The organism is Pseudomonas sp. FW305-7, assembly GCF_058786735.1.
Map to the genome: position 1 here is coordinate 120,647 of NZ_JBYSZA010000004.1, position 20,294 is coordinate 140,940.

19 protein-coding genes are annotated in these 20,294 nt (G+C 60.0%); 9 read left to right on the plus strand and 10 right to left on the minus strand.

What is annotated here, in order from left to right:
• Positions 1–12: 12 nt before the first annotated feature.
• On the plus strand, positions 13–807 hold the full coding sequence (gene fabI, locus AC3WMT_RS07425) for an enoyl-ACP reductase FabI (RefSeq protein WP_007910591.1): 795 nt from the start codon (positions 13–15) through the stop codon (positions 805–807).
• Between the two features lie 247 nt (positions 808–1,054).
• Here the strand turns inward: fabI and AC3WMT_RS07430 are convergent, their stop codons facing one another.
• From AC3WMT_RS07430 to AC3WMT_RS07445, 4 genes are read right to left on the minus strand one after another with little or no spacing between them, the layout of a single operon-like run.
• A complete protein-coding gene (locus AC3WMT_RS07430; protein WP_103303497.1) occupies positions 1,055–2,020 on the minus strand; it encodes a GGDEF domain-containing protein in 966 nt (321 codons plus the stop codon).
• Between the two features lie 60 nt (positions 2,021–2,080).
• Positions 2,081–2,659, minus strand: a complete 579-nt coding sequence (locus tag AC3WMT_RS07435; RefSeq protein WP_103303496.1) for a hypothetical protein — start codon at positions 2,657–2,659, stop codon at positions 2,081–2,083.
• Position 2,660: 1 nt separating this feature from the next.
• Positions 2,661–4,823 (minus strand): xanthine dehydrogenase family protein molybdopterin-binding subunit, encoded by a 2,163-nt coding sequence (locus AC3WMT_RS07440; RefSeq protein ID WP_103303495.1) that lies wholly within the window; start codon positions 4,821–4,823, stop codon positions 2,661–2,663.
• A 13-nt stretch (positions 4,824–4,836) separates the two neighbouring features.
• Positions 4,837–5,292 carry a (2Fe-2S)-binding protein gene (locus AC3WMT_RS07445; RefSeq protein ID WP_103303494.1) on the minus strand — a complete coding sequence of 152 codons (456 nt, stop codon included), beginning with the start codon at positions 5,290–5,292 and terminating at the stop codon, positions 4,837–4,839.
• 257 nt (positions 5,293–5,549) lie between these two features.
• On the opposite strand from AC3WMT_RS07445, the gene AC3WMT_RS07450 reads away from it, so the two are divergent.
• Positions 5,550–6,380 carry an alpha/beta fold hydrolase gene (locus AC3WMT_RS07450; RefSeq protein WP_103303493.1) on the plus strand — a complete coding sequence of 277 codons (831 nt, stop codon included), beginning with the start codon at positions 5,550–5,552 and terminating at the stop codon, positions 6,378–6,380.
• Between the two features lie 159 nt (positions 6,381–6,539).
• Here the strand turns inward: AC3WMT_RS07450 and AC3WMT_RS07455 are convergent, their stop codons facing one another.
• The gene (locus AC3WMT_RS07455) at positions 6,540–6,932 is read right to left on the minus strand and encodes a GFA family protein (RefSeq protein ID WP_103303492.1); all 393 of its coding nucleotides are present in this window, start codon (positions 6,930–6,932) and stop codon (positions 6,540–6,542) included.
• 634 nt (positions 6,933–7,566) lie between these two features.
• Here AC3WMT_RS07455 and AC3WMT_RS07460 point away from each other — a divergent pair.
• Together AC3WMT_RS07460 and AC3WMT_RS07465 are read left to right on the plus strand one after the other, a co-directional pair.
• On the plus strand, positions 7,567–7,929 hold the full coding sequence (locus AC3WMT_RS07460; RefSeq protein WP_103303491.1) for a DUF6124 family protein: 363 nt from the start codon (positions 7,567–7,569) through the stop codon (positions 7,927–7,929).
• Positions 7,930–8,029: 100 nt separating this feature from the next.
• A complete protein-coding gene (locus AC3WMT_RS07465) occupies positions 8,030–8,698 on the plus strand; it encodes a class I SAM-dependent methyltransferase (protein ID WP_103303490.1) in 669 nt (222 codons plus the stop codon).
• 141 nt (positions 8,699–8,839) lie between these two features.
• On the opposite strand, the gene AC3WMT_RS07470 is transcribed toward AC3WMT_RS07465, so the two are convergent.
• Positions 8,840–9,082, minus strand: a complete 243-nt coding sequence (locus AC3WMT_RS07470; RefSeq protein ID WP_103303489.1) for a transmembrane sensor/regulator PpyR — start codon at positions 9,080–9,082, stop codon at positions 8,840–8,842.
• Between the two features lie 280 nt (positions 9,083–9,362).
• Between AC3WMT_RS07470 and AC3WMT_RS07475 the strand changes: the two genes are divergently transcribed.
• The 3 genes from AC3WMT_RS07475 to AC3WMT_RS07485 all read left to right on the plus strand — a co-directional run bounded on the left by AC3WMT_RS07475 (position 9,363) and on the right by AC3WMT_RS07485 (position 13,382).
• Complete coding sequence (locus AC3WMT_RS07475) at positions 9,363–9,887, plus strand: sigma-70 family RNA polymerase sigma factor (RefSeq protein WP_103303488.1); 525 nt, start codon at positions 9,363–9,365, stop codon at positions 9,885–9,887.
• A 4-nt stretch (positions 9,888–9,891) separates the two neighbouring features.
• Entirely contained in the window at positions 9,892–10,854 is a 963-nt protein-coding gene (locus AC3WMT_RS07480; protein ID WP_103303487.1) for a FecR domain-containing protein, read from the plus strand.
• Between the two features lie 86 nt (positions 10,855–10,940).
• Positions 10,941–13,382 carry a TonB-dependent siderophore receptor gene (locus AC3WMT_RS07485; RefSeq protein ID WP_103303486.1) on the plus strand — a complete coding sequence of 814 codons (2,442 nt, stop codon included), beginning with the start codon at positions 10,941–10,943 and terminating at the stop codon, positions 13,380–13,382.
• A gap of 13 nt (positions 13,383–13,395) precedes the next feature.
• Here AC3WMT_RS07485 and AC3WMT_RS07490 read toward each other — a convergent pair whose 3' ends face one another.
• Positions 13,396–14,733 (minus strand): XAC2610-related protein, encoded by a 1,338-nt coding sequence (locus AC3WMT_RS07490; RefSeq protein ID WP_103303485.1) that lies wholly within the window; start codon positions 14,731–14,733, stop codon positions 13,396–13,398.
• 148 nt (positions 14,734–14,881) lie between these two features.
• On the opposite strand from AC3WMT_RS07490, the gene AC3WMT_RS07495 reads away from it, so the two are divergent.
• The gene (locus AC3WMT_RS07495; protein ID WP_103303484.1) at positions 14,882–15,385 is read left to right on the plus strand and encodes a VOC family protein; all 504 of its coding nucleotides are present in this window, start codon (positions 14,882–14,884) and stop codon (positions 15,383–15,385) included.
• A gap of 35 nt (positions 15,386–15,420) precedes the next feature.
• Positions 15,421–16,254 (plus strand): AraC family transcriptional regulator, encoded by an 834-nt coding sequence (locus tag AC3WMT_RS07500; protein ID WP_103303483.1) that lies wholly within the window; start codon positions 15,421–15,423, stop codon positions 16,252–16,254.
• Between the two features lie 184 nt (positions 16,255–16,438).
• Here AC3WMT_RS07500 and AC3WMT_RS07505 read toward each other — a convergent pair whose 3' ends face one another.
• From AC3WMT_RS07505 to AC3WMT_RS07515, 3 genes are all read right to left on the minus strand, one after another.
• Complete coding sequence (locus AC3WMT_RS07505) at positions 16,439–17,026, minus strand: LysE family translocator (protein WP_103303481.1); 588 nt, start codon at positions 17,024–17,026, stop codon at positions 16,439–16,441.
• A 133-nt stretch (positions 17,027–17,159) separates the two neighbouring features.
• Positions 17,160–18,260 carry a polyamine ABC transporter substrate-binding protein gene (locus AC3WMT_RS07510; RefSeq protein ID WP_103303480.1) on the minus strand — a complete coding sequence of 367 codons (1,101 nt, stop codon included), beginning with the start codon at positions 18,258–18,260 and terminating at the stop codon, positions 17,160–17,162.
• 292 nt (positions 18,261–18,552) lie between these two features.
• The gene (locus tag AC3WMT_RS07515; protein ID WP_103303479.1) at positions 18,553–19,992 is read right to left on the minus strand and encodes a purine-cytosine permease family protein; all 1,440 of its coding nucleotides are present in this window, start codon (positions 19,990–19,992) and stop codon (positions 18,553–18,555) included.
• Positions 19,993–20,294 lie beyond the last annotated feature (302 nt).

The following is a 20,294-nucleotide window of genomic DNA, read 5'->3' on the forward strand; positions in this document are numbered from 1 at the left end:
GAGGAGCAACACATGGGTTTTCTCGCCGGTAAGCGCGTACTGATCGTCGGTGTCGCCAGCAAGCTGTCCATCGCATCCGGCATCGCTGCCGCCATGCATCGCGAGGGCGCTGAGCTTGCCTTCACTTATCAGAACGACAAACTGAAAGGTCGTGTTGAAGAATTCGCCCAAGGCTGGGGTTCGAGCCCTGAGCTGTGCTTCCCGTGCGACGTGGCCAGCGATGAAGAAATCGCCAAGGTCTTCGAAGCGCTGAGCAAGAAGTGGGACGGCCTGGACTGCATCGTCCACTCCGTTGGCTTCGCCCCGGGCGACCAACTGGACGGCGACTTCACCGAAGCCACCACCCGTGACGGTTTCCGTATCGCTCACGACATCAGCGCCTACAGCTTCGTGGCCCTGGCCAAAGCCGGCCGCGAAATGATGAAAGGTCGCAACGGCAGCCTGCTGACCCTGTCGTACCTGGGCGCCGAGCGCACCATGCCTAACTACAACGTGATGGGCATGGCCAAGGCTTCGCTGGAAGCTGGCGTCCGTTACCTGGCCGGCTCCCTGGGCCCGGACGGCACCCGCGTCAACTGCGTATCGGCTGGCCCGATCCGTACTCTGGCCGCTTCCGGCATCAAGAACTTCCGCAAGATGCTGGCCGCCAACGAAGCGCAAACCCCGCTGCGTCGCAACGTCACCATCGACGAAGTCGGCAACGCCGGCGCCTTCCTGTGCTCCGACCTGGCGTCGGGCATCAGCGGTGAAATCATGTACGTCGACGGCGGTTTCAACACCACCGCGATGGGCAACATCGAAGAGTGATCTTCGGTTAGCCAATAAAAAAACCCGCCTCTCAGGCGGGTTTTTTGTGCGCCCACTATTCCCGCCACGCCCCAAATCCCCCTGTAGGAGTGAGCCTGCTCGCGATAGCGGTAGGTCAGTCAATGAAAGTTGAACGGGCAGACGCCATCGCTGGCAAGCCAGCTCCCACAGGAATCTGCAGTGAACCGGGACTTTGTGAACACCCGAGAAACCTGTGGGAGCTGGCTTGCCAGCGATGGCGTCCTGGCTAGATACGTTTCAGGGCCTGCTTGTGCGCATACATCGCGCCATCCGCATCCGCCAGCAAGCGGTCGACGCTTTCGTGGCGTTTTGGGTCGTATTCGATCTGACCCACGCTGAAGCGAATCGCATAACCGCGGTGCAACGTAGCATTGCGCTCTTCAAGTATTTCCTTGAGTCGCGCCATGATTGCGGTGGTTTCGATATGGCTGGAACCGGTCAGAAGTGCGACGAATTCATCACCACCGAGGCGCCCGACCACGTCGCTTTCGCGAAAGGCGATGCGCAATACGTCGGCGAAGGTTTTCAACGCGCTGTCACCTTCGGCATGGCCGTAGAGGTCGTTGATCTGTTTGAAATCATTCAAGTCAAAAAACAGCAACGTCGCCGGTTTCTCCAGTCGCGCACAGGCGTCCAGCGCATGCTGGGCCAACTGCTTGAAGCCGCGACGGTTGGACAGCAACGTCAGCTCGTCCATGCTCGCCATTTGCACGGCCGTCAGCTCTTGCTCGGCCATCTCGGCCAGATCCCGCAGCAGTGCGCGCTCTTCTTCGTCGAGGTCACGGGGTTTGGTGTCGATCAGGCACAACGTGCCCATCTTATTGCCATTGGGCACGGTCAGCGGGTAGCCGGCATAGAAACGAATGTTCGGCTCGCCAGTGACCAGCGGATTGTCGTGGAAGCGTTCGTCCTCGCGGGCATCGCGCACCAGCAGCAGGTCGTCATTGAGGATCGCGTGACCACAGAAGGAAACGTCTCGCGAGGTTTCCGTGGCGTTGAGCCCCACACAGGACTTGAACCACTGGCGATCCTTGTCCACCAGCGTCACCAGGGCGATCGGCACGTTGAACAGGCGTCTGGCCAGCCGTGTCAGCCGGTCGAAACGCTCTTCAGGCGCCGAGTCGAGAAGGTCGAGACCGTGCAGCACTTGGATTCGCGCTGCTTCATTGGCGGGTTTTCCGGGAACCAGCATCACACACTCCATTGGCATCAATGGCCTTTAGAGTAGCGCTTAATGGCCGATGGCACCCCATCAACTGCCCGCCACCGGACATGGCCCGCCCGCATCGGCCCAGAGCTTGAACTGGTTCACGAATATATCGTGCGGTACCGGCACCGGCGCGCGCCCTGCCCCGGGGTTCCAGCCCCACAGCACCAGCTTGTCCTCGCTGACGTGTTTGAGCAGCGCGGCAAAATCGCGGTCGCCATTGCTGGAACGATCCTTGATCATCGCGCAGAGCTTGTCTGGCGGCAGGCCGATCCAGGCCATTTTGTGCGCGGCCGGCGGCAGGCTCCAGTGCGGCGCGCCCGGTGGTGCATGGGGGCCGTAACTGGCGGGCGGGTTGCTTTCGGCGTGACAGGTGGCGCAAGGCAAACCGGCGGCGCCCTTGCCGTCCATGCCGCGCACCACGTTCATCGCGTGGGGGATGCCGGCGTCAAACTGCAGCGGCGAATCCCCGGGAATGTGGCAATTCTGGCAACGCGGACTCTGGAAGACTTTTTGAATCGTGTCGAAAGCCTTCAAGGCTTGCTGATCATCGGCAAACAGGTCCGAGGCATAGCCGCCCAGCCCCAGCAAAACTACCGCGCCCAACAGCAGATGTCGTTTCATCTCACACCCCCGACAGTTGCAGTGGCAGTTCGCGCAGGCGTTGCCCGGTCAGGGCGTACACCGCGTTGGCCACCGCTGGAGCCGTCGGCGGTACACCGGCCTCGCCGATGCCGCCGGGTTTGTCGCTGCTCGGTACGATGTGCACTTCGACCACCGGCATCTCGTTGAGCCGCAGCACCTGATAATCGTGATAGTTGGACTGTTTGACCATGCCGTCCTTGAGCGTCAGCTTGCTGTGCAGCGCCATGCCCAGGCCGAAGGTGATGCACGACTCCATCTGCGCGGCGATGCTTTGCGGGTTGACCGCAATCCCGCAATCCACCGCGCACACCACACGGTGCACGCGGATCGCCAGATTGTCTTGGGATACCTCCGCGACCTGCGCGACATAACTGCCGAATGATTCATGCACCGCCACACCGAGCGCGTGTCCGTCCGGCAGCGGCGCTGTCCAGTTGGCCTTCTCCACTGCCAGATTCAAAACAGCCAAATGCCGCGGGTGTTCCTTGAGCAGTGTTCGTCGGTATTCGACCGGGTCCTTGCCCGCCGCCGTGGCCATTTCATCGATCAGCGATTCCATGACGAATGCCGTGTGGCTATGCCCCACGGAACGCAGCCACAGCACGTTGATCCCGGTCTGCGGCGAATGCAGATCGACCTGATGATGGGCCAGACCCTTGACGTAAGGGCTGTCGGCAACGCCTTCGACCGATGTCGGGTCGATGCCGTTCTTGACCATGGTCGCTTCCATCAGCGTGCCGGTCATGATCGACTGCCCGACCAACACATGCTGCCAACTCTGCGGCATGCCATCGGCACCTAGGCCGATGCGCGCCTGATGCAAAAACATCGAACGGTAATAGCCACCGCGAATGTCGTCTTCACGCGACCACACGGTTTTCACCGGCATCGCCGCGGCTTTCGCCACTTGCACGGCTTCGGCGACAAAGTCCGAAGTCGGGTTGGCGCGGCGGCCAAAACCGCCGCCGAGGAATTCGGTGTGAATCTCGACCTGTTCAGGCTTGAGCCCGGTGATTTTGCCGGCGACCATTTGATCCAGCGTCTGAAACTGCGTGCCGGTCCAGATTTCGCATTTCTCGGCGCTGATCTTCACGGTGCAGTTGAGCGGTTCCATCGGTGCATGTGCCAGAAACGGCACGCTGTACTCAACGTCGATCTTCTTCGCCGCTTTGCTGAAGTTGCCTTTGGCATCCCCGGCCTGACTGGCTGAAGTACCCTGCGTGGTGGCCAGCTTACGAAAGCTTTCCAGCAATTTTTCACTGCTCAGTTCCGCATTCGGCCCCAGGTCCCAATCTACTTTCAGCGCATCACGGCCGAGTTTCGCGGCCCAGTAGTGATCAGCAATCACCGCCACACCGGTCGGCACCTGCAGCACTTTGTGTACGCCGGGCACCGCCAGTGCTTCGGCGCCTTCAAAGGATTTGACCGTCGCCCCGAACACGGGCGCACGGGCGACCATGGCCGTCATCAAGCCCTCGAATTGCACGTCCATGCCGAACTTGGCGCGGCCGGTGATTTTCTCCGGGGTGTCGAGGCGCTTGGTCGGTTTACCGATGACTTTCCAGTCCTTGGCTTCCTTGAAGGTGATCGACTTCGGATCCGGCACAGGCAGTTGCCCAGCGGCGTCCGCCAGTTCGCCGTAGGTCGCACGCTTGTCGCCGGCAATCACCACGCCCGACTCGGTGCGAATCGTCGAGGGCGCCACGTCGAAACGCTTGGCCGCCGCTTCCACCAGCATCTGCCGCGCCGTCGCGCCCGCCAATCGATAGCGATCAAACTCCATCCAGGTCGACGTCGAACCGCCGGTAATCTGCATACCGCCAAACCCGGGCATACCGTAATCGGCTGCGGATGCGGGCGAGTGTTCGACGCGAATTTTCGACCAGTCGGCGTCCAGCTCTTCGGCAATCAGCATGGTCAGGCCGGTCCAGATGCCCTGGCCCATCTCCGAATGGCCGAGCAGCACCGTGACGCTGTTATCAGCGGCAATCCGCAGGAAGGCATTCGGCGCAAAAACCTTGCCCTCATTCTCCGCCGCAAAGGCAAATTTGTGACCGCTGGGGACGACAAACGCCACCACCAACCCACCGCCCAACACAGCGCTGCCCTTGAGAAAACCGCGACGCGATACAGGACTGTTCATCGTCTATCCCCCATCAGCCAATTTCGGACGCACGCTTCACGGCTGCGCGAATTCTTGGATAAGTGCCGCAGCGGCAGATATTGCCGGAAAGCCCCTGATCGATATCGCTGTCAGTGGGCTTGGGGATTTTCGCCAATAGCGCGGCGGCCGACATGATCTGCCCCGACTGGCAGTAACCGCACTGCACCACGTCGAGTTCGGCCCAGGCTTGCTGCACCGGGTGCGAGCCGTCCGTGGACAAGCCTTCGATGGTGAGGATTTTCTGCCCGTGGGCGACGGCGGTGGCCGGGGTGATACAGGCGCGCAACGGCGCCCCGTCAACATGCACCGTGCAGGCGCCGCACTGGGCCATGCCACAGCCGAATTTGGTGCCGGTCAGGTGCGCGACATCGCGCAGGACCCAGAGCAACGGCATGTCCGCGGGGACATCGAGCTCCTGATCCTTGCCATTGATATTCAAGGTCAGCATCGGGGGATTTCCTCAGACTCACGGTGTTCTGAAGGGGCGTCGCTGCGGCCACAACAGCCTGCGCGCGCCTCGGCTTATCCCTTTCAGCTAAGCGTAATTTGCGTTTGAAGCCAGACGTTGCGACCACCGGTCATGCAGATGTCGACTTTAATCCTACAGTTGATAACGGCTCTCACCGAGCCAGCCACGCTGCATGAGCGAAACCGGTCCGCGAACACTGCGCGGGTTATCCATCACATTGGTCAGGAGTAGCGAGCATGGGATTTGTCACCACCCAAGACGGCGTCGACATCTTTTACAAAGACTGGGGCCCGAAAGACGCCCCGGTGATTCATTTTCACCACGGCTGGCCACTGAGTTCGGATGACTGGGATGCGCAGATGCTGTTCTTTCTCGGCAAGGGCTTTCGGGTCATTGCCCATGATCGCCGTGGGCATGGGCGATCGAGCCAGGTCTGGGACGGCCACGATATGGATCACTACGCCGATGATGCGTTGGCGGTGGTCAATCACCTGGGCGTGAAGAACGTCGTGCATGTCGGCCACTCCACTGGCGGCGGTGAAGTCATCCATTACATCGCCCGGCATGGACAGGACAACGTTGCCAAAGGCGTGCTGATCAGCGCCGTGCCGCCGTTGATGGTGCAGACTGAAAGCAATCCGGGCGGTTTACCGAAATCGGTATTCGATGATTTTCAGGCGCAACTCGCGGCGAATCGGGCGCAGTTTTATCGGGATATTCCGAGCGGGCCTTTTTATGGCTACAACCGGCCGGGGGCGATTCCTTCCGAGGGGATCATTGCGAACTGGTGGCGTCAGGGCATGATCGGCGGCGCTAAGGCGCATTACGACGGAATCGTGGCGTTCTCGCAGACCGATTTCACCGAAGACTTGAAGAAAGTCACCGTGCCGGTGTTGGTGATGCACGGCGAGGATGATCAGATTGTGCCGTACGCGAACTCCGGCCCTTTGTCGGCGAAACTGCTGCCCAATGGCACGTTGAAGTCGTATCCGGGGTTCCCGCACGGGATGCCTACAACGGAGGCCGAGACGATCAACGCTGATCTGTTGGCCTTTATTCGCGGCTGACATTTGTAATCTTGTTCGCGGTCCCCTGTGGGAGCTGGCTTGCCAGCGATGACGACGGCACACCCAGCATTGATGTGTCTGACAGATTGCTATCGCTGGCAAGCCAGCTCCCACAGGTTTTGTGAGATGACATCCATCTCGGTTACCACAAGGGCCCCATTACTCCTCTGTGCGCCCTGAACTTTCACGATCACGCTCGTAATGGTGAGCCAATGGCAGCGCCGACAGCCATGACTCGCGGCGGATGGTCCAGAGTTCGTAAGTAGGCTTGAACTGATTGGGTTGATCGAGTGAACCGACGTTGACCTCGACTTCATCCGCCGAACGCGTGAACACCGGAGAGCCGCAGCGCGGGCAGAAAAAGCGCCCGTTATAGTCGCGGGTTTCGCCGGTGACCTTCAACGCATCTTCGGGGAATATTGCCGAGGTGCCGAACAGCGCGCCGTGGCGTTTGCGGCAGTCGAGACAGTGGCAAATGCCGACGCGATAGGGCTGACCTGTCACTTCGAAACGGACGTCGCCGCATAGGCAACCACCAGTCAATCGATTCATGTCTCACCTCCACTTCAGAATTTGAAATTACCGATCATCCAGACGACAGCCCTCACCCTAACCCTCTCCCAGAGGTAGCGGGAACTGACCGAGCTGGATGCTCGAAATACGCCGACCTGAAATATCGAGTTGAAATCAGGTTCTGGAGTACATGGAGATCGGCTCCCTTTCCCCCTCGCCCCCTTTGGGGGAGAGGGCTGGGGTGAGGGGGATTCCCACTGACACACCCCAGAACCCAAAGCCCCGCCATCCCGTATTCTCATCAATAAACACAAAGCCGTGATCGCGTTTAAAGCACACAAACCGTTACGCCATCCTACCTACAAGACCTTGCGCCGTTACCTACGCGTGCGCCAGAATCCGCCGGCTTACACGGCTATGGGCCGGGCTATATCGTTTCCCTGTCACTGAAAAACAGTGATCGGGTTTGGTAGCCCGCTTTAAATTGTCGTTGTTGCGACACCTTCGATGCTGTCTCTTTTTTGAGGTACAGCTTTGATGGTGGGCATGCGTGGGGCTCCTCTGTGAGCGCCGGGTTTCCCAATTTAACCGGTCTACCAACCTGCGCATGGCCGCCACCCGCCGTTTGGTAGCGAGGGTGATGGCTCCCATTTTTTAAATTGGAGCTTTATCTATGTTCAAAATCACGCCAAACCCACCGTCCACCGATCCCATCCCCCACGACCCCGCGCTTGACCCGCAAAAGGTCAAAGAAGCGACTGATCGCGCCCTCGACTACTACCTCAAGCCCGAAGACCTGGCGGCTCCGCCAGCATCGCCCAAGTTTCGCCCCGTCTATCTCGTCGACCCCACGCTGGATGACGAAACCCTGCTGGTCGAGGCCTGTGAATCGCTTTCATACGCCCACGCCATGGCCGGCAATATCGCCAACTCCGTAGGTGGCCCGGAGCGCAAACCGTTGCTGGCGCTGCAACAGGTGATCATGTTGAACGAGCTATTGGTCAATCGATTACTGGATAAGCTACGACTGCCGTAGTCGTTGCCAGACGGATCGCCATGCAGGGCTGGCACGTCCTGCATGGCGATCTTCAATCCGGCGTCCATACTGATTTTTTTGCACCGCATCGGACCACGACATGCCCTCCCCCGAATCCACCCTTTTGCAGAGCTGGCACGACAACGCCCACGCCTGGATCGAGGTGATCCGCAGCGGCGCGATTGAAAGCCGTCAGCAGATCACCGACCAGGCGATTCTGCTGGCGATCATGGGCCGACAACCAGCACGCGTGCTTGACCTTGGTTGCGGCGAAGGCTGGTTGTTGCGGGCGTTGGCAGATCGCGGCATCGACGCGACAGGCGTGGATGGCGATGCGACGCTGATCGAGGCTGCACGGGTGGCCGGAGCTTCGGCGGTGCATGTCGCCACTTATGAGGCGTTGGTCGAGGCGACGGTGGACATCGGACGCGACTACGACCTGATCTGCGCCAACTTCTCGCTGCTGCATCAAGACATCATCCCGTTGCTCGCCGCGATGAATGCGTTGCTGGTGCCCGGTGGTGCGCTGGTAATTCAGACGCTGCACCCGTGGGCGGCTGCGGCAGGTGATTATCAGGATGGTTGGCGCGAGGAAAGTTTCGACGGCTTCAAGGGCCAGTGGCAGCCGATGCCCTGGTATTTCCGCACCTTGTCGAGCTGGCTTAATGCGCTCGACATGGCGGGTTTTCGTTTGATCGGACTGCAAGAACCCCAGCACCCGCAGAGCCCGGTGTCGCAGTCGTTGCTGATGATCGCTGAACGCCGATGATGCAGGAATCATCGTCGAGACATGGGTCTTGCATACGCCCCGCACTTGTGGGAGCTGGCTTGCCAGCGATGGCGTTGGGTCAGGCAACCTTGATGTCATGGCTGCTGGCCTCATCGCTGGCAAGCCAGCTCCCACAGGAATTCAGTGGATGGCGAGTGTGCGGCGAGTCTGGTACTGCGCCAGCAGGCGCATGACGTAGCCGATTTTCAGCAAGGTCGGGCCGAGGATGGTCATGGCGTGCATGGCCACCAGCAGCGCGATCGGCATGTTGCCTTGATACAGATAAGCGCCGTAAATACCCGCCAGCAAGACAATCAGGCCAGCGACGAGCACTTTGCTCGACAGGTGCAGAACGTTCAGCGGACTTTCGAGGAAGGTGAACATAGCGCGGTACTCCTGAGTAGGTACAGAAGCCGTGTCAATTCTTGTGCCAGATTTCCTCCCCCATAAAATCAGCTACTTGCGAAAAAAAGAGTCAATTTGACCCAGATCAATAAAAGTCATTTTGACTCACTGAATTGTCATTAAGACTACACAACTCCACGCCCGACATCCCAACCACCCAAAAGCAAACCAATATCATTTGCACACCATCCGTCCTTTTGCTTTAATCGCGACCCATTCTTATTTAGACCCGAAACGGTCGCTCTGGACGCTTGCTCTGATGACGGTCGCCGACGCCTCTCTCGTGCAGAATCTCTACCTCAGCCATCACCGCTGGCTGCATGAGCTATTGCGTCGGCGCCTGAGCAACGCGATGGATGCCGCGGATCTGGCGCACGACACCTTCATCCGCGTACTCAAACGCCCGCAAACCTTCAATGGCGAAGTTCACGAACGCTCCTATCTGGCGACCATTGCCCGGGGCCTGTGCGTCGATCACTGGCGACGTCGGCAACTGGAGCAGACCTGGCTGGAAACACTCGCCAGTCGCCCGGCGGACTTGCAGCCCTCGCCCGAGCAACAGGCGATCATCGTCGAAACCCTGCACGAAGTGGACGCCATGTTGCAGCGTCTGCCACAGCGGGTCAGCGATGCGTTCATCCTCGCGCAGCTGCATGGCATGCCCTACAAACTGATCGCCGAACAGCTCGGCGTCAGCGAGCGGATGATCAAGAAATACCTGGCTCAGGCGATGATGCATTGCGCCATGCTCGAAGCCGAACTCGATGGTTTGCTGATTGAATAGCCCGGTGAACAAGCTCAGCCACACCAGCCTTGAGCAAGCGGCGCAGTGGTACGTGCAGTTGCATGACGACCACGTCGCCGAGCACGAGCGCCTGAGCTGGCAGGCGTGGCTGGCGCAAAGCCCTGAGCATCAGGCTGCCTGGCGTTATGTCGAACGCGTCGGCCAGCGCTTTGCGCCGTTGCAGGGCGATAACGAGGCCCACGCTATCAGCCACACCCTGCGCACCAGCACACGCACCTCGATCAGCCGTCGACAGTCGCTCAAAGGGCTGTTAATTCTGGCGGCGACCGGGCTGACCGGTTGGGCCGCGTGGCGCAGTACGCCGATGGTCGAACGCCTCAGCGCGGATCTGTCGACAGGCACTGGAGAAACCCGCGAGGCCACCCTCAGCGACGGCAGCCGCATCTGGCTCAACGCCCTGAGCGCCGTGAATGTGCGATTTGACGCCACGCAACGCCTGTTGCAATTGCATGCCGGTGAAGTGCTGATCGACACCGCCAAGGAGCTGGGCCGCGCCTTTCTGGTCGATACCGAGCACGGCCGGATGCGCGCACTGGGCACGCGGTTCAGCGTGCGCCAGAACGAGCGCAATACCTTGCTCAATGTCTATCAGGGCGCGGTCGAGGTGCGTAACCAGCAAGGCGCAAGCCTGGTTGTGCAGGCCGGCCAACAACTGGCCTTCAGCATCGAGCGCCTGGGCAACACAGCTCCGGCCAGCCCGTCCCGCGAGGCCTGGCGTCAGGGCCTGTTGCTGGCGGACAACCTGCCGCTGGGCGAGTTGATTGAAGAATTGAGCCGTTATCGCCCGGGGCATCTGCACTGCGATCCGGTCGTGGCGAGTCTGCCGGTGATGGGCTCGTTCCCGCTCAAGGATACCGATCAAGCCCTGCGTTTGTTGGAAGCGGCGCTGCCCATTCGTGTCGATAAAACCTTCAACTGGTGGGTCAGCGTCGGGCCGAGCGTGTGATTTTTTCGGCGCACGGTTCCCTTTTTGCCGATTCGTTCGGTTGACCCTCAGCAGCCCCTCTTTTCGTTGATCGCCCCGGGAACTTCATGTTGCGCTCCACCCTCGCCCGCAGCCGTTTCGCCCTGGCCCTGGCATCTGCCTTGCCGGGGGCGTGCGTGTCGATGGCGCTGGCGGCGCCCGCTGTCGATCAAGCGCCAAGGCATCACTATTCCATCGCTGCCGGCCCACTGGTCACGGTGCTCAACCGTTTTGCCGAGCAGAGCGGCGTGTTCCTCGCCGGCCATAACGATCTCGCCGCCGACAAGCGCAGCCCCGGCCTCAACGGCGATTACAGCGTGCGGCAAGCCTTGCAAATCCTCCTCGATGGCAGCGGCCTGCAAGCGCAGCAGCAAAACGGCGGCGGTTTTGTCCTGCGTATCAGCGATACCGCAAGCCCCGTGCAACTGGACGCCACGACGATTTCCGGCAAGCCGCTTGGCGCCATCACCGAAGGCAGCCACGCCTACACCACCGGCCAATCGTCATCGGCCACCGGCCTGCCGGTGTCCCTGCGCGAAACCCCGCAATCGGTCACGGTGATCACCCGCCAGCAACTCGACGACCAGGGCGCCACCGCGATTGCTGATGTCCTGCGTCGCGCGCCGGGCATCAGCGTGCAGAACTACGACAGTGAGCGCTGGGAGTTTTCCAGTCGGGGCGCGCCGATCAGCAATTTCCAGTACGACGGCGTCAATACCGACTACGACGGGGTCTACGATTACGGCACCACCAGCACCGACATGGCGCCCTTCGACCGCGTCGAAATCATCAAGGGCGCCACCGGCCTGATGACCGGTTCGGGGGATCCATCGGCCACGGTCAATCTGATCCGTAAGCGCCCGACGCCAGTGTTCCAGGCGGCGCTGAGTGGCAGCCTCGGTTCGTGGGATAACGTGCGCACTGAAACCGATATTGCCGGCCCGTTGTCTGCCAGCGGCAACGTGCGCGCACGCTTTGTCGGCGTCCATCAGCAGCGCAGCGCTCACGCCGATCACTACCAAAACACCAAGGACATTGCCTATGGCATCGTCGAAGCCGACCTGACCCCGGACACGCTGCTGACCCTCGGTTTTGACCAGCAGAACACCCGCTCGCGCGGTGCGAGCTGGACCGGGTTCCCGATGTTTTTCAGCGACGGTTCACGGACCCATTTCTCGCGCTCGTTCAACCCGGCCACCGACTGGAGCCGCCGCGATTTCATCAATCAGACGCTGTTCGCCGCCCTCGCCCACCAACTGCAAAACGACTGGACGCTGAAACTCAGCTACGACCGCAAACACCGCGAGCACGACACCCTCCTCGGCTCGGCCAGCGGCGGCAATCCGGACCCGGCAACCGGCGGCGGCATGTTTCTGTACATGGGCAAGTTCAAGGGCGATGAGGTGCAAGACAACGTCGATATCAACCTCGGCGGACCGTTCAGCCTGTTCGGCCGCGAACATCAGCTGCTTATCGGTTTCATGTCGATGAACACCCGACAGGACAACCCGGTTTACGGCTCGGTCTACCCGCCGCTCAATGGCAGCATTTTTGACTGGCGTGGCGAATATCCCAAGCCCGACATCCCGCAGATCGGCACGGACGCCATCGTTCAGCGCCAGACCGGCGCGTACTTTTCAACGCGCTTCAAGGCCAGCGACGATCTGGCGTTGATCCTTGGCGGACGGGTCAGCGATTTCACCGCCAGCGACCACCTCGACTACCGCGATCCGGCCACAGCGGATGTGCGCGACGGCTACCGCCAGACCGGTGTGGTCACGCCGTACGCGGGCATGGTCTACGATCTCGACGATTCCTATTCGCTGTACACCAGTTACACGCGCATCTATCAACCGCAGCTCAGCAAAGACGCCTCGCGCCAGGTCCTCGACCCTGTGCAGGGCGACAGCTATGAAGCGGGCATCAAGGCCGAGTATTTCGACGGTCGACTCAATGCCAGTTTCGCCGTGTTTCGCATCGAGCAAGACAACGTCGCCGAACAAGTCAGCGGCTTCGACAACGAGGCCGTGTACCGCGGCGTGCAAGGCGCGACCACCAAGGGCTTTGAATTCGAACTGGCGGGCGAGGTGGCCGACGGCTGGAACCTCTCCGCCGGCTACGCCTACAACCACACCCGCGATACCCACGGCAAGCCGGTGTACGCCTCGATCCTGCAAACCACCGCACCGGAGCAATTGATCCGGCTATTCAGCAGCTATCGACTGCCCGGCCACTGGCAGAACCTGACACTGGGCGGCGGCGTCAGTTGGCAGAGCGAGTTTTTCGGCAACGTGTTCCAACCCGATGCTGGCGAGAACGTGCGCATCACTCAGGACAGTTACTACCTGGTCGATGCGATGGCGCGCTATCGCTTCAACGAGCACCTGAGCACCACACTCAACATCAAGAACCTGTTCGACAAAACCTACTACACCGGGCTCGGCAACTTCGGCACCGGCTTCTATGGCGAACCGCGCAGCCTGCAACTGACCACGCGTTGGGATTTCTGATGGTGCGCGCCGGTTACGGTTGCTTCAGATACGTGCCCCGGAAAGCGTCGTACTCGCCATAGGCTTCCACCCACACAGCACCGTCGAGCAGACGTACGCGGTAGAGCGGCTCAGTCACTTGTTTCTGTGCGATCAGCAGATTGCCCGCCAACAATGGCCACTGTTCATTCACCTGACCAGCCGGTTTGTCCGGTTGCGTGACCGCCATCTGCAGGGACGCCACTTCGCTACCCTGCGGATCGCGGGTGATCTTCAATGTCAGCCATGCCGAGCGCTGATCATCGGTCACCATGACGTAGCGCCCTTCGCGTTGATCGGCCGCCACCGCGGCGAGTTTCTGCGGCGCAATATGGAAACCGGTCGGGCGCGATTCAACGGAATACGACTTGTCACCGCTGTGCCAGGTCCCGCCCTGGAAGCCGTTCTCATCGGGCTCACCGTCAATAAACCAGTTGCCGGTAATCGTGCCCTGCTCACTGATCTCGTGCAGGGCAATGCCGCCATCGTCGTAAGGTTCGCCGACCAGTCGGATGGGTTTGCCGCTGCTACCGGTGTAGCGCACTTCGCCGATGTAGACAGCGCCCTGCAATTGCCACCACAACTGGAAAGCGATTTTCCCGTCGAGCTTGCCGCGCAACATCACTGGCGCCTCACCCGTCGGCCCTTCGAAACGACGTTGCTCGACCCACTGACCGCCCTGCAAATTGCGCTGGGTGATTTCGGTGTAGCCTTTGGGCATGAACGGATTGGCTTCGGAGGGCGCCTGCGCCACTTCGATGGTTTCAGCCACGCGCAGCGGGCGCTGGTCCTGAACCTGCCAGCTCGCACGCTGGCGCCAGCAGCAACCGCTTTTCGAGCGGGTGATCAGGCGTTTGCCTGTGCTATCGATCTCGAACATGCCCAAGTTCGGCTCACGGGTCAGCGCGGAGAATGCCTTGTTCGGCATCAGCAGCGGATTCGCCGCATCGAACAGGTAAATGTCGTATGACGCCGCCGCGTAACCACCGTCATTGCCGTTGCGCACGGCCAGATCCTGCTGACCATCGAAATTGAAGTCGTCGAACACCAGCAGCCGCTGTTCATCGCAGCGCAGGGTTGGGTCTGCGCCATCAGTCTTCAACAGCTCGGAAGCGTCGGGTGTTGCGATTGTTTGCAGCACATCGCCGCTGACTTTATCGCGCAAGATGATCTGCGCCGATACCGGGTCGAAGCTGTCTGTCGGCGGCTGCTCGACACGCACGTCGACAAGGTATTTGCCGGCCGGGTCCTGGAGCTGACAGCTCAATGGGGCCGCGCTGGCCGATGCAGTGGCGAACAGGCAGGCGAAAAACAGGGAACGTGGGGCAACCATGATGCGAAGCGTCCTTGCGGCAAAATCGGGGCGGCAAGTCTATCGACAATCCAATGGCGGCGCACTTGTCGATCTACAGCACCGCCAGTCGACCAAGGACTGACTACGCTGTTAATCCTGCGTGTCTAACCTGCCGAGGATGACTGCCATGCAACGCTTTCAAAAACTCACACCGTGCCTGTGGTTCGACGATCAGGCCGAAGCGGCGGCGAAGTTCTACTGCGCGATCTTCGACCACTCGAAAATCACCGGCGTGACCCACTACAGCAAGGTCGGTCAGGAATTTCACGGCAAGCCGGAAGGTGCAGTGATGACCGTCAGTTTCGAACTCGATGGCCATGCTTTCACCGGGCTGAATGGCGGGCCGATGTTCAAGTTCAGCGAAGCCATCTCGTTTCAGGTCAATTGCCAGAACCAGGAGGAAGTCGACCATTTCTGGGGCAATCTGTCGGCCGGCGGGCCAGTGGAGGCCCAGCAATGTGGCTGGCTGAAAGACAAGTTTGGCGTGTCGTGGCAGATCGTGCCGGTGGCGTTCATGCACATGATGCAAGATCCGGACATCAGCAAATCCCAGCGGGCGATGCAGGCCATGTTCCAGATGAAAAAACTCGACATCGCCGAACTGGAACGGGCCTTTGCCGGCCAGAGCTAATACACTCGGGCGCTGGCCTGCCGGGAATGACGTTGATGAAACACGCTGCCGCGAAAAACCCTGAAAAAGCCCCGCGCTTCTGGCGCGACGACGCCCTGCCCTTCATCGAGGCGCGGGCGATCGCCGATGGTCGCGAGGTGTGTTACGCCCGGCATTCCCATGCGCATTTTTCGATTGGAGCGATCACCGCCGGGCGCAGCACCTATGTACACGAACAAGCGCAGTTCGAAGTCACGGCGGGCACCGTGGTGCTGATGAATCCCGGTGATGTGCATGCGTGCAACCCTATCGATGATCAGCCGTGGTCGTACCTGATGCTGTACGTCGAGACGCCATGGCTGACCGATCTGCAACATCAACTGGGCTTCAGTGCCGAGCTTGAGTTTCGCCGCTTTGCCACCACTCATCTCGACGACGCCAAGCTGTTCGGCGATCTCAACGGGCTGTACGAGGTGTTGATCGACGAGCAGCAGGACGTCTTGCGCAAACAGAGCGTGGCGGTGGAATTCTTCAGCGATCTGCAACTGCGTCTGAACCCGGCACAAGCTCCCGTGCGCGAGCCGAATTTCAAGCTTGAACGCGCCGCCGATTACATCCGCGAACATTGCACGGACCTGCTGAGCCTGGATGACATTTGCCTCGCGGCGCAGCTGTCACCGTCGTACCTGATTCGCGCCTTCAAACAGTATTACGGGATGACCCCGCATGCGTTTCTGGTGAACCAGCGCATCCAGTTCGCCCGTGGCCGTTTGCGCAGTGGTCAGTTGATCGCCGATGTGGCGCTGGAAGCGGGGTTTGCCGATCAGGCGCATTTTCAGCGAGCGTTCAAACAGCATCTGGCGGCGACGCCGGGGCAGTATCGCGGCTGACCGGAACGCATCGATGTCTGTGGCGAGGGAGATTGCTCCCGCAGGAGGGCGAAGCACGCCCAAATCCGCAAGAATGCGCTACATCTGGCAGCTCTGGTTGTGCCGGATTGGGGTCGCTGCGCAACCCAGCGGGAGCAAGCTCCCTCGCCACAAAGGTCAGCGTTGGAGTCAGGGTTGCTCCTCGTCAAGGTAGCAGCAAGTAGATCGCACTCACCGCCAACAACCCCGCCATCAGTCGATTGAACAAGCGCATCCCTGCCGGATTGCCCAGATACCCGCGCAAAAACGTCCCGGCATACACCCAGCAACCCACCGACACATAGCAGATCACCAGATACACCGCCGCAAACTGCCAGACCAGCCGCGCCTCGCCATCGGCGACAAACGCGCCCATCCCGGCCACGCAGGCCAGCCAGGCTTTGGGGTTGAGCCATTGCATCACTGCGCCATAGAGCATCGACGGCGCACGTGCCGAGTCGCCAGTGTTCAGTTGCCCGTCATCGCTGGCGAGTTTCCAGGCCATGAACAGCAGAAATGCCACCCCCGCCAGTTGCACCAGCCGAGTCATGAACGGCCATAGCTTCAGCACTTCATGCAGGCCCAACCCCATCAGCACCAACAGCAGCACAAACCCCAGCGTCGCCCCGGCGACATGCCGCTGACTGGCACGAAAGCCGAACTGCGCACCGGCACTCAGCGCCACAATATTGACCGGCCCGGGGGTGATGGACGCGGCGAGGGCAAACGCCGCCATCGAAACAATCAGACTCATTGCACACCTTCTTCAAAACGAGGAACAAGGCGCTCAAAGTAACCAGCGCCCTGCCCTCGGGTATTGAAGAAAATCGCCCTGACAGCACAAATCCTTCGTCCACCGACAATACCTTGCAGGATTGTGCTGATGGTTATTTGTCGGACTTGATGCTGGTCCAGACCCGGGTCCGTACGCGCTCAAGCTTCTGCGGCAATGGCTGGACGACGTAAAGGTTTTTCAGCGCTTCGGGGGTCGGTGTCAGGTTGGGATTGCCGGTGATTTCCTTGTTGATCAACGGCATCGAATCCTTGTTCGCATTCGGGTAACCGAGGAAGTCACTGATCGGCGCAATGACTTTCGGATCGAGCAGGTTGTTGAGAAATTCATGGGCCTCGGCGACGTTCTTCGCGCTCTTCGGAATGGCGAAGGTATCGAACCAGATCGGCGCGCCTTCCTTCGGCAAACGCCAGTCGACCACCACGCCGTTGCCCGCTTCTTTGGCGCGGTTGCCGAACTGGTAGAAGCTGCCGGAGTAACCGATGGCCACGCAGATATCGCCATTGGCGATGTCTGTCATGTATTTGGCCGAGTTGAAGTAGGTCACGTACGGACGAACCTTGAGCATCAACTCCTTGGCTTTTTCATAGTCGGCAGGGTTTTGGCTGTTGGGGTCGAGGCCGAGATAATGCAGGGCCAGCGGCAAGATCTCCGAGGGCGAATCGAGCATCGCCACACCGCAGGATTTGAGCTTCTCCATGTTCTCGGGTTTGAACACCAGATCCCAACTGTCCACCGGCGCGTTGTCGCCCAGTGCCGCCTTGACCTTGGCCGGGTTGAAGCCGATCAGCACGGTACCGACCATGTAGGGCACGCCGTACTGATTGCCGGGGTCGTTTTTGTCCAGCAGCTTCAACAGTTCCGGATCCTGATGGCTCCAGTTCGGCAGCTTGGTCTTGTCGAGTTTCTGGAAAACGCCGGCCTTGATCTGCGTATCAAGGAATTGGTTCGACGGCACCACCAGGTCGTAACCCGAGTTGCCGGTCAGCAGTTTGGCTTCCAGGGATTCGTTGGTGTCGAAGGTATCCCAGGTCACTTTGATGTTGGTTTTCGCGGCGAAATCCTTGGGCACGGACGGCAGGATGTAATCCGCCCAGTTGTACACCCGCAGTTCGCGCTGCTCGGCGTGGACGGCGCTGGCCAGCAGCGTCAGCCCACACACGGTGGCACCCAGAATACGTTTCATCGTGACCATGGTTGTTTCCCCAAAAAGCGGCGTGAGTTCGATGGTTTTTATGTTCTGTACACGGCAGCGGCGTTAAAGGTCGCCGAGGGCAAAAAGGTCTGGCGTCTCGTTATGGCTTTGATTCTTGCTGACAGCGCAGACGGAGCACAGTGGGGGATTGGCCAAAAGGGGATCGATGTGGCCAATTTGAATGACCGCCGGAATGCGGAGGACCGGGCGAGCATCACTTGTGGCGAGGGGATTTATCCCCGATGGGTTGCGAAGCGGTCCCCTCAACCAAAGGACACCGCATTCGCAGATTTCACGACTGCTTCGCAGCCGATCGGGGATAAATCCCCTCGCCACGCCCCAACCGCAGCGCCCTGCTCTGCTGCGTCTGGCCGCGCGTTGCCAGGCAGTAATACAGCGGAACGGTCACCACCAGGCCGACCAGCCACGACAGATCCGCACCATCGACCAGGTTGGCGTAAGGCCCGACGTACAGCGAGGTATTGGCGAACGGCAGCTGCACTATGATGCCGATGAAATAGGCAATGATCGCGTGCAGATTGAAGCGCCCGTAAATCCCGCCGTCGGCGCGGAAGATCGAGGTGATGTCGTAGTTGCCGCGCTTGATCAGGTAGAAGTCGATCAGGTTGATCGACGCCCACGGCACCAGCACCAGCAACAGCGCGAGAATCAGCCCGATGAACTCGGAAATGAAATCCGCCGACGCCCCGAGCGCCACCACACAGCAACCAGCCAGCACCACGCTCGACAGCACCACGCGCACCTTGATGCTCGGCGTCCATTGGCTGGCGAAGGTCTGGATCGAGGTGATGATCGACAGCACCGCGCCGTACAGATTCAGCGCGTTGTGGCTGATGATATTGAGCAGGAACAGCACCATCAGAATCGGCCCCAGCCAACCGGTCGACTGCTTGACCGCGACCATCGCTTCGGTGCCTTCCGGAGTCGCCAGCACGGCCACCGCGCCAAAACTGAACGACAAAATCGTGCCCAGTGTCGCGCCCAGATAGGTGGCCCAGAATGGCTTGGCAATACCGATATCCGCCGGCAGGTAACGCGAGTAATCGGAGACGTACGGCGAAAAGCTGATTTGCCAGATGATCCCCAGCGACACCGTCGCCAGCCAGCCGGACAGGTTGAAACTGCCACGGCTGAGAAAATCCGCCGGCAAGTCATGGGCAAAGATGTAGATGAACCCCGCCAGCAGCGCACTGCCCATCACCCAGGTACCGATGCGATTCAGCGTATGGATGAAGTTGTAACCGATCACGCCGATCGCCGTAGCGGCCAGCGCCCCGATCAGAATACTCAACGGCGCGGGCACCGACGGCGCAATCCCGACGATGGATTTACCGGCGAGCACGATGTTGGAAATGAAGAAACCGATGTAGATGATCGCCGCAAAGAACACGATCAACAGCGCGCCGTAACGCCCGAACTGGCCACGGCTCTGAACCATTTGCGGAATGCCCATGCGCGGGCCCTGTGCCGACGCCAGCGCAATCACCACCCCACCGATCATGTGCCCCAGCACAATCGCCAGTAGCCCCCAGAGCAAATCGAGATGGAACACCTGAACCACCATGGCGCCGGTGACGATGGGCAGTGGCGCAATGTTGGTGCTGAACCAAAGAGTGAAAAGGTCGCGGGCCTTCCCGTGGCGTTCCGCGAGTGGGACGTAATCGACCGTGTGATTCTCGATCAACGGATCTTGCCGGGACATCTGGGACATATGCATGAACTCGAGTTTGTCTGTTCTTATCGTTGTGTGAAGCCAAACCGGGGGGACGCTTTGATCACCCCTCAGATGGAAACCATATTATGGTATTCCAAACAATTCACAAGACTGATCCGTAGTTTACGGCGCTATCTGATGCGCCATCCTCGCTGATACCGCAGCTCAGCGGCCAGCCGAAAGCCCCATAAACATTGAGTTTCCGACGAACGCGGTACGTTTATCGGTTCAGCTTAAAAGCCCTTGCAAAGATAAAATAGTGGTATACCATCAGACCAACAAACACATAAAAACAGCGT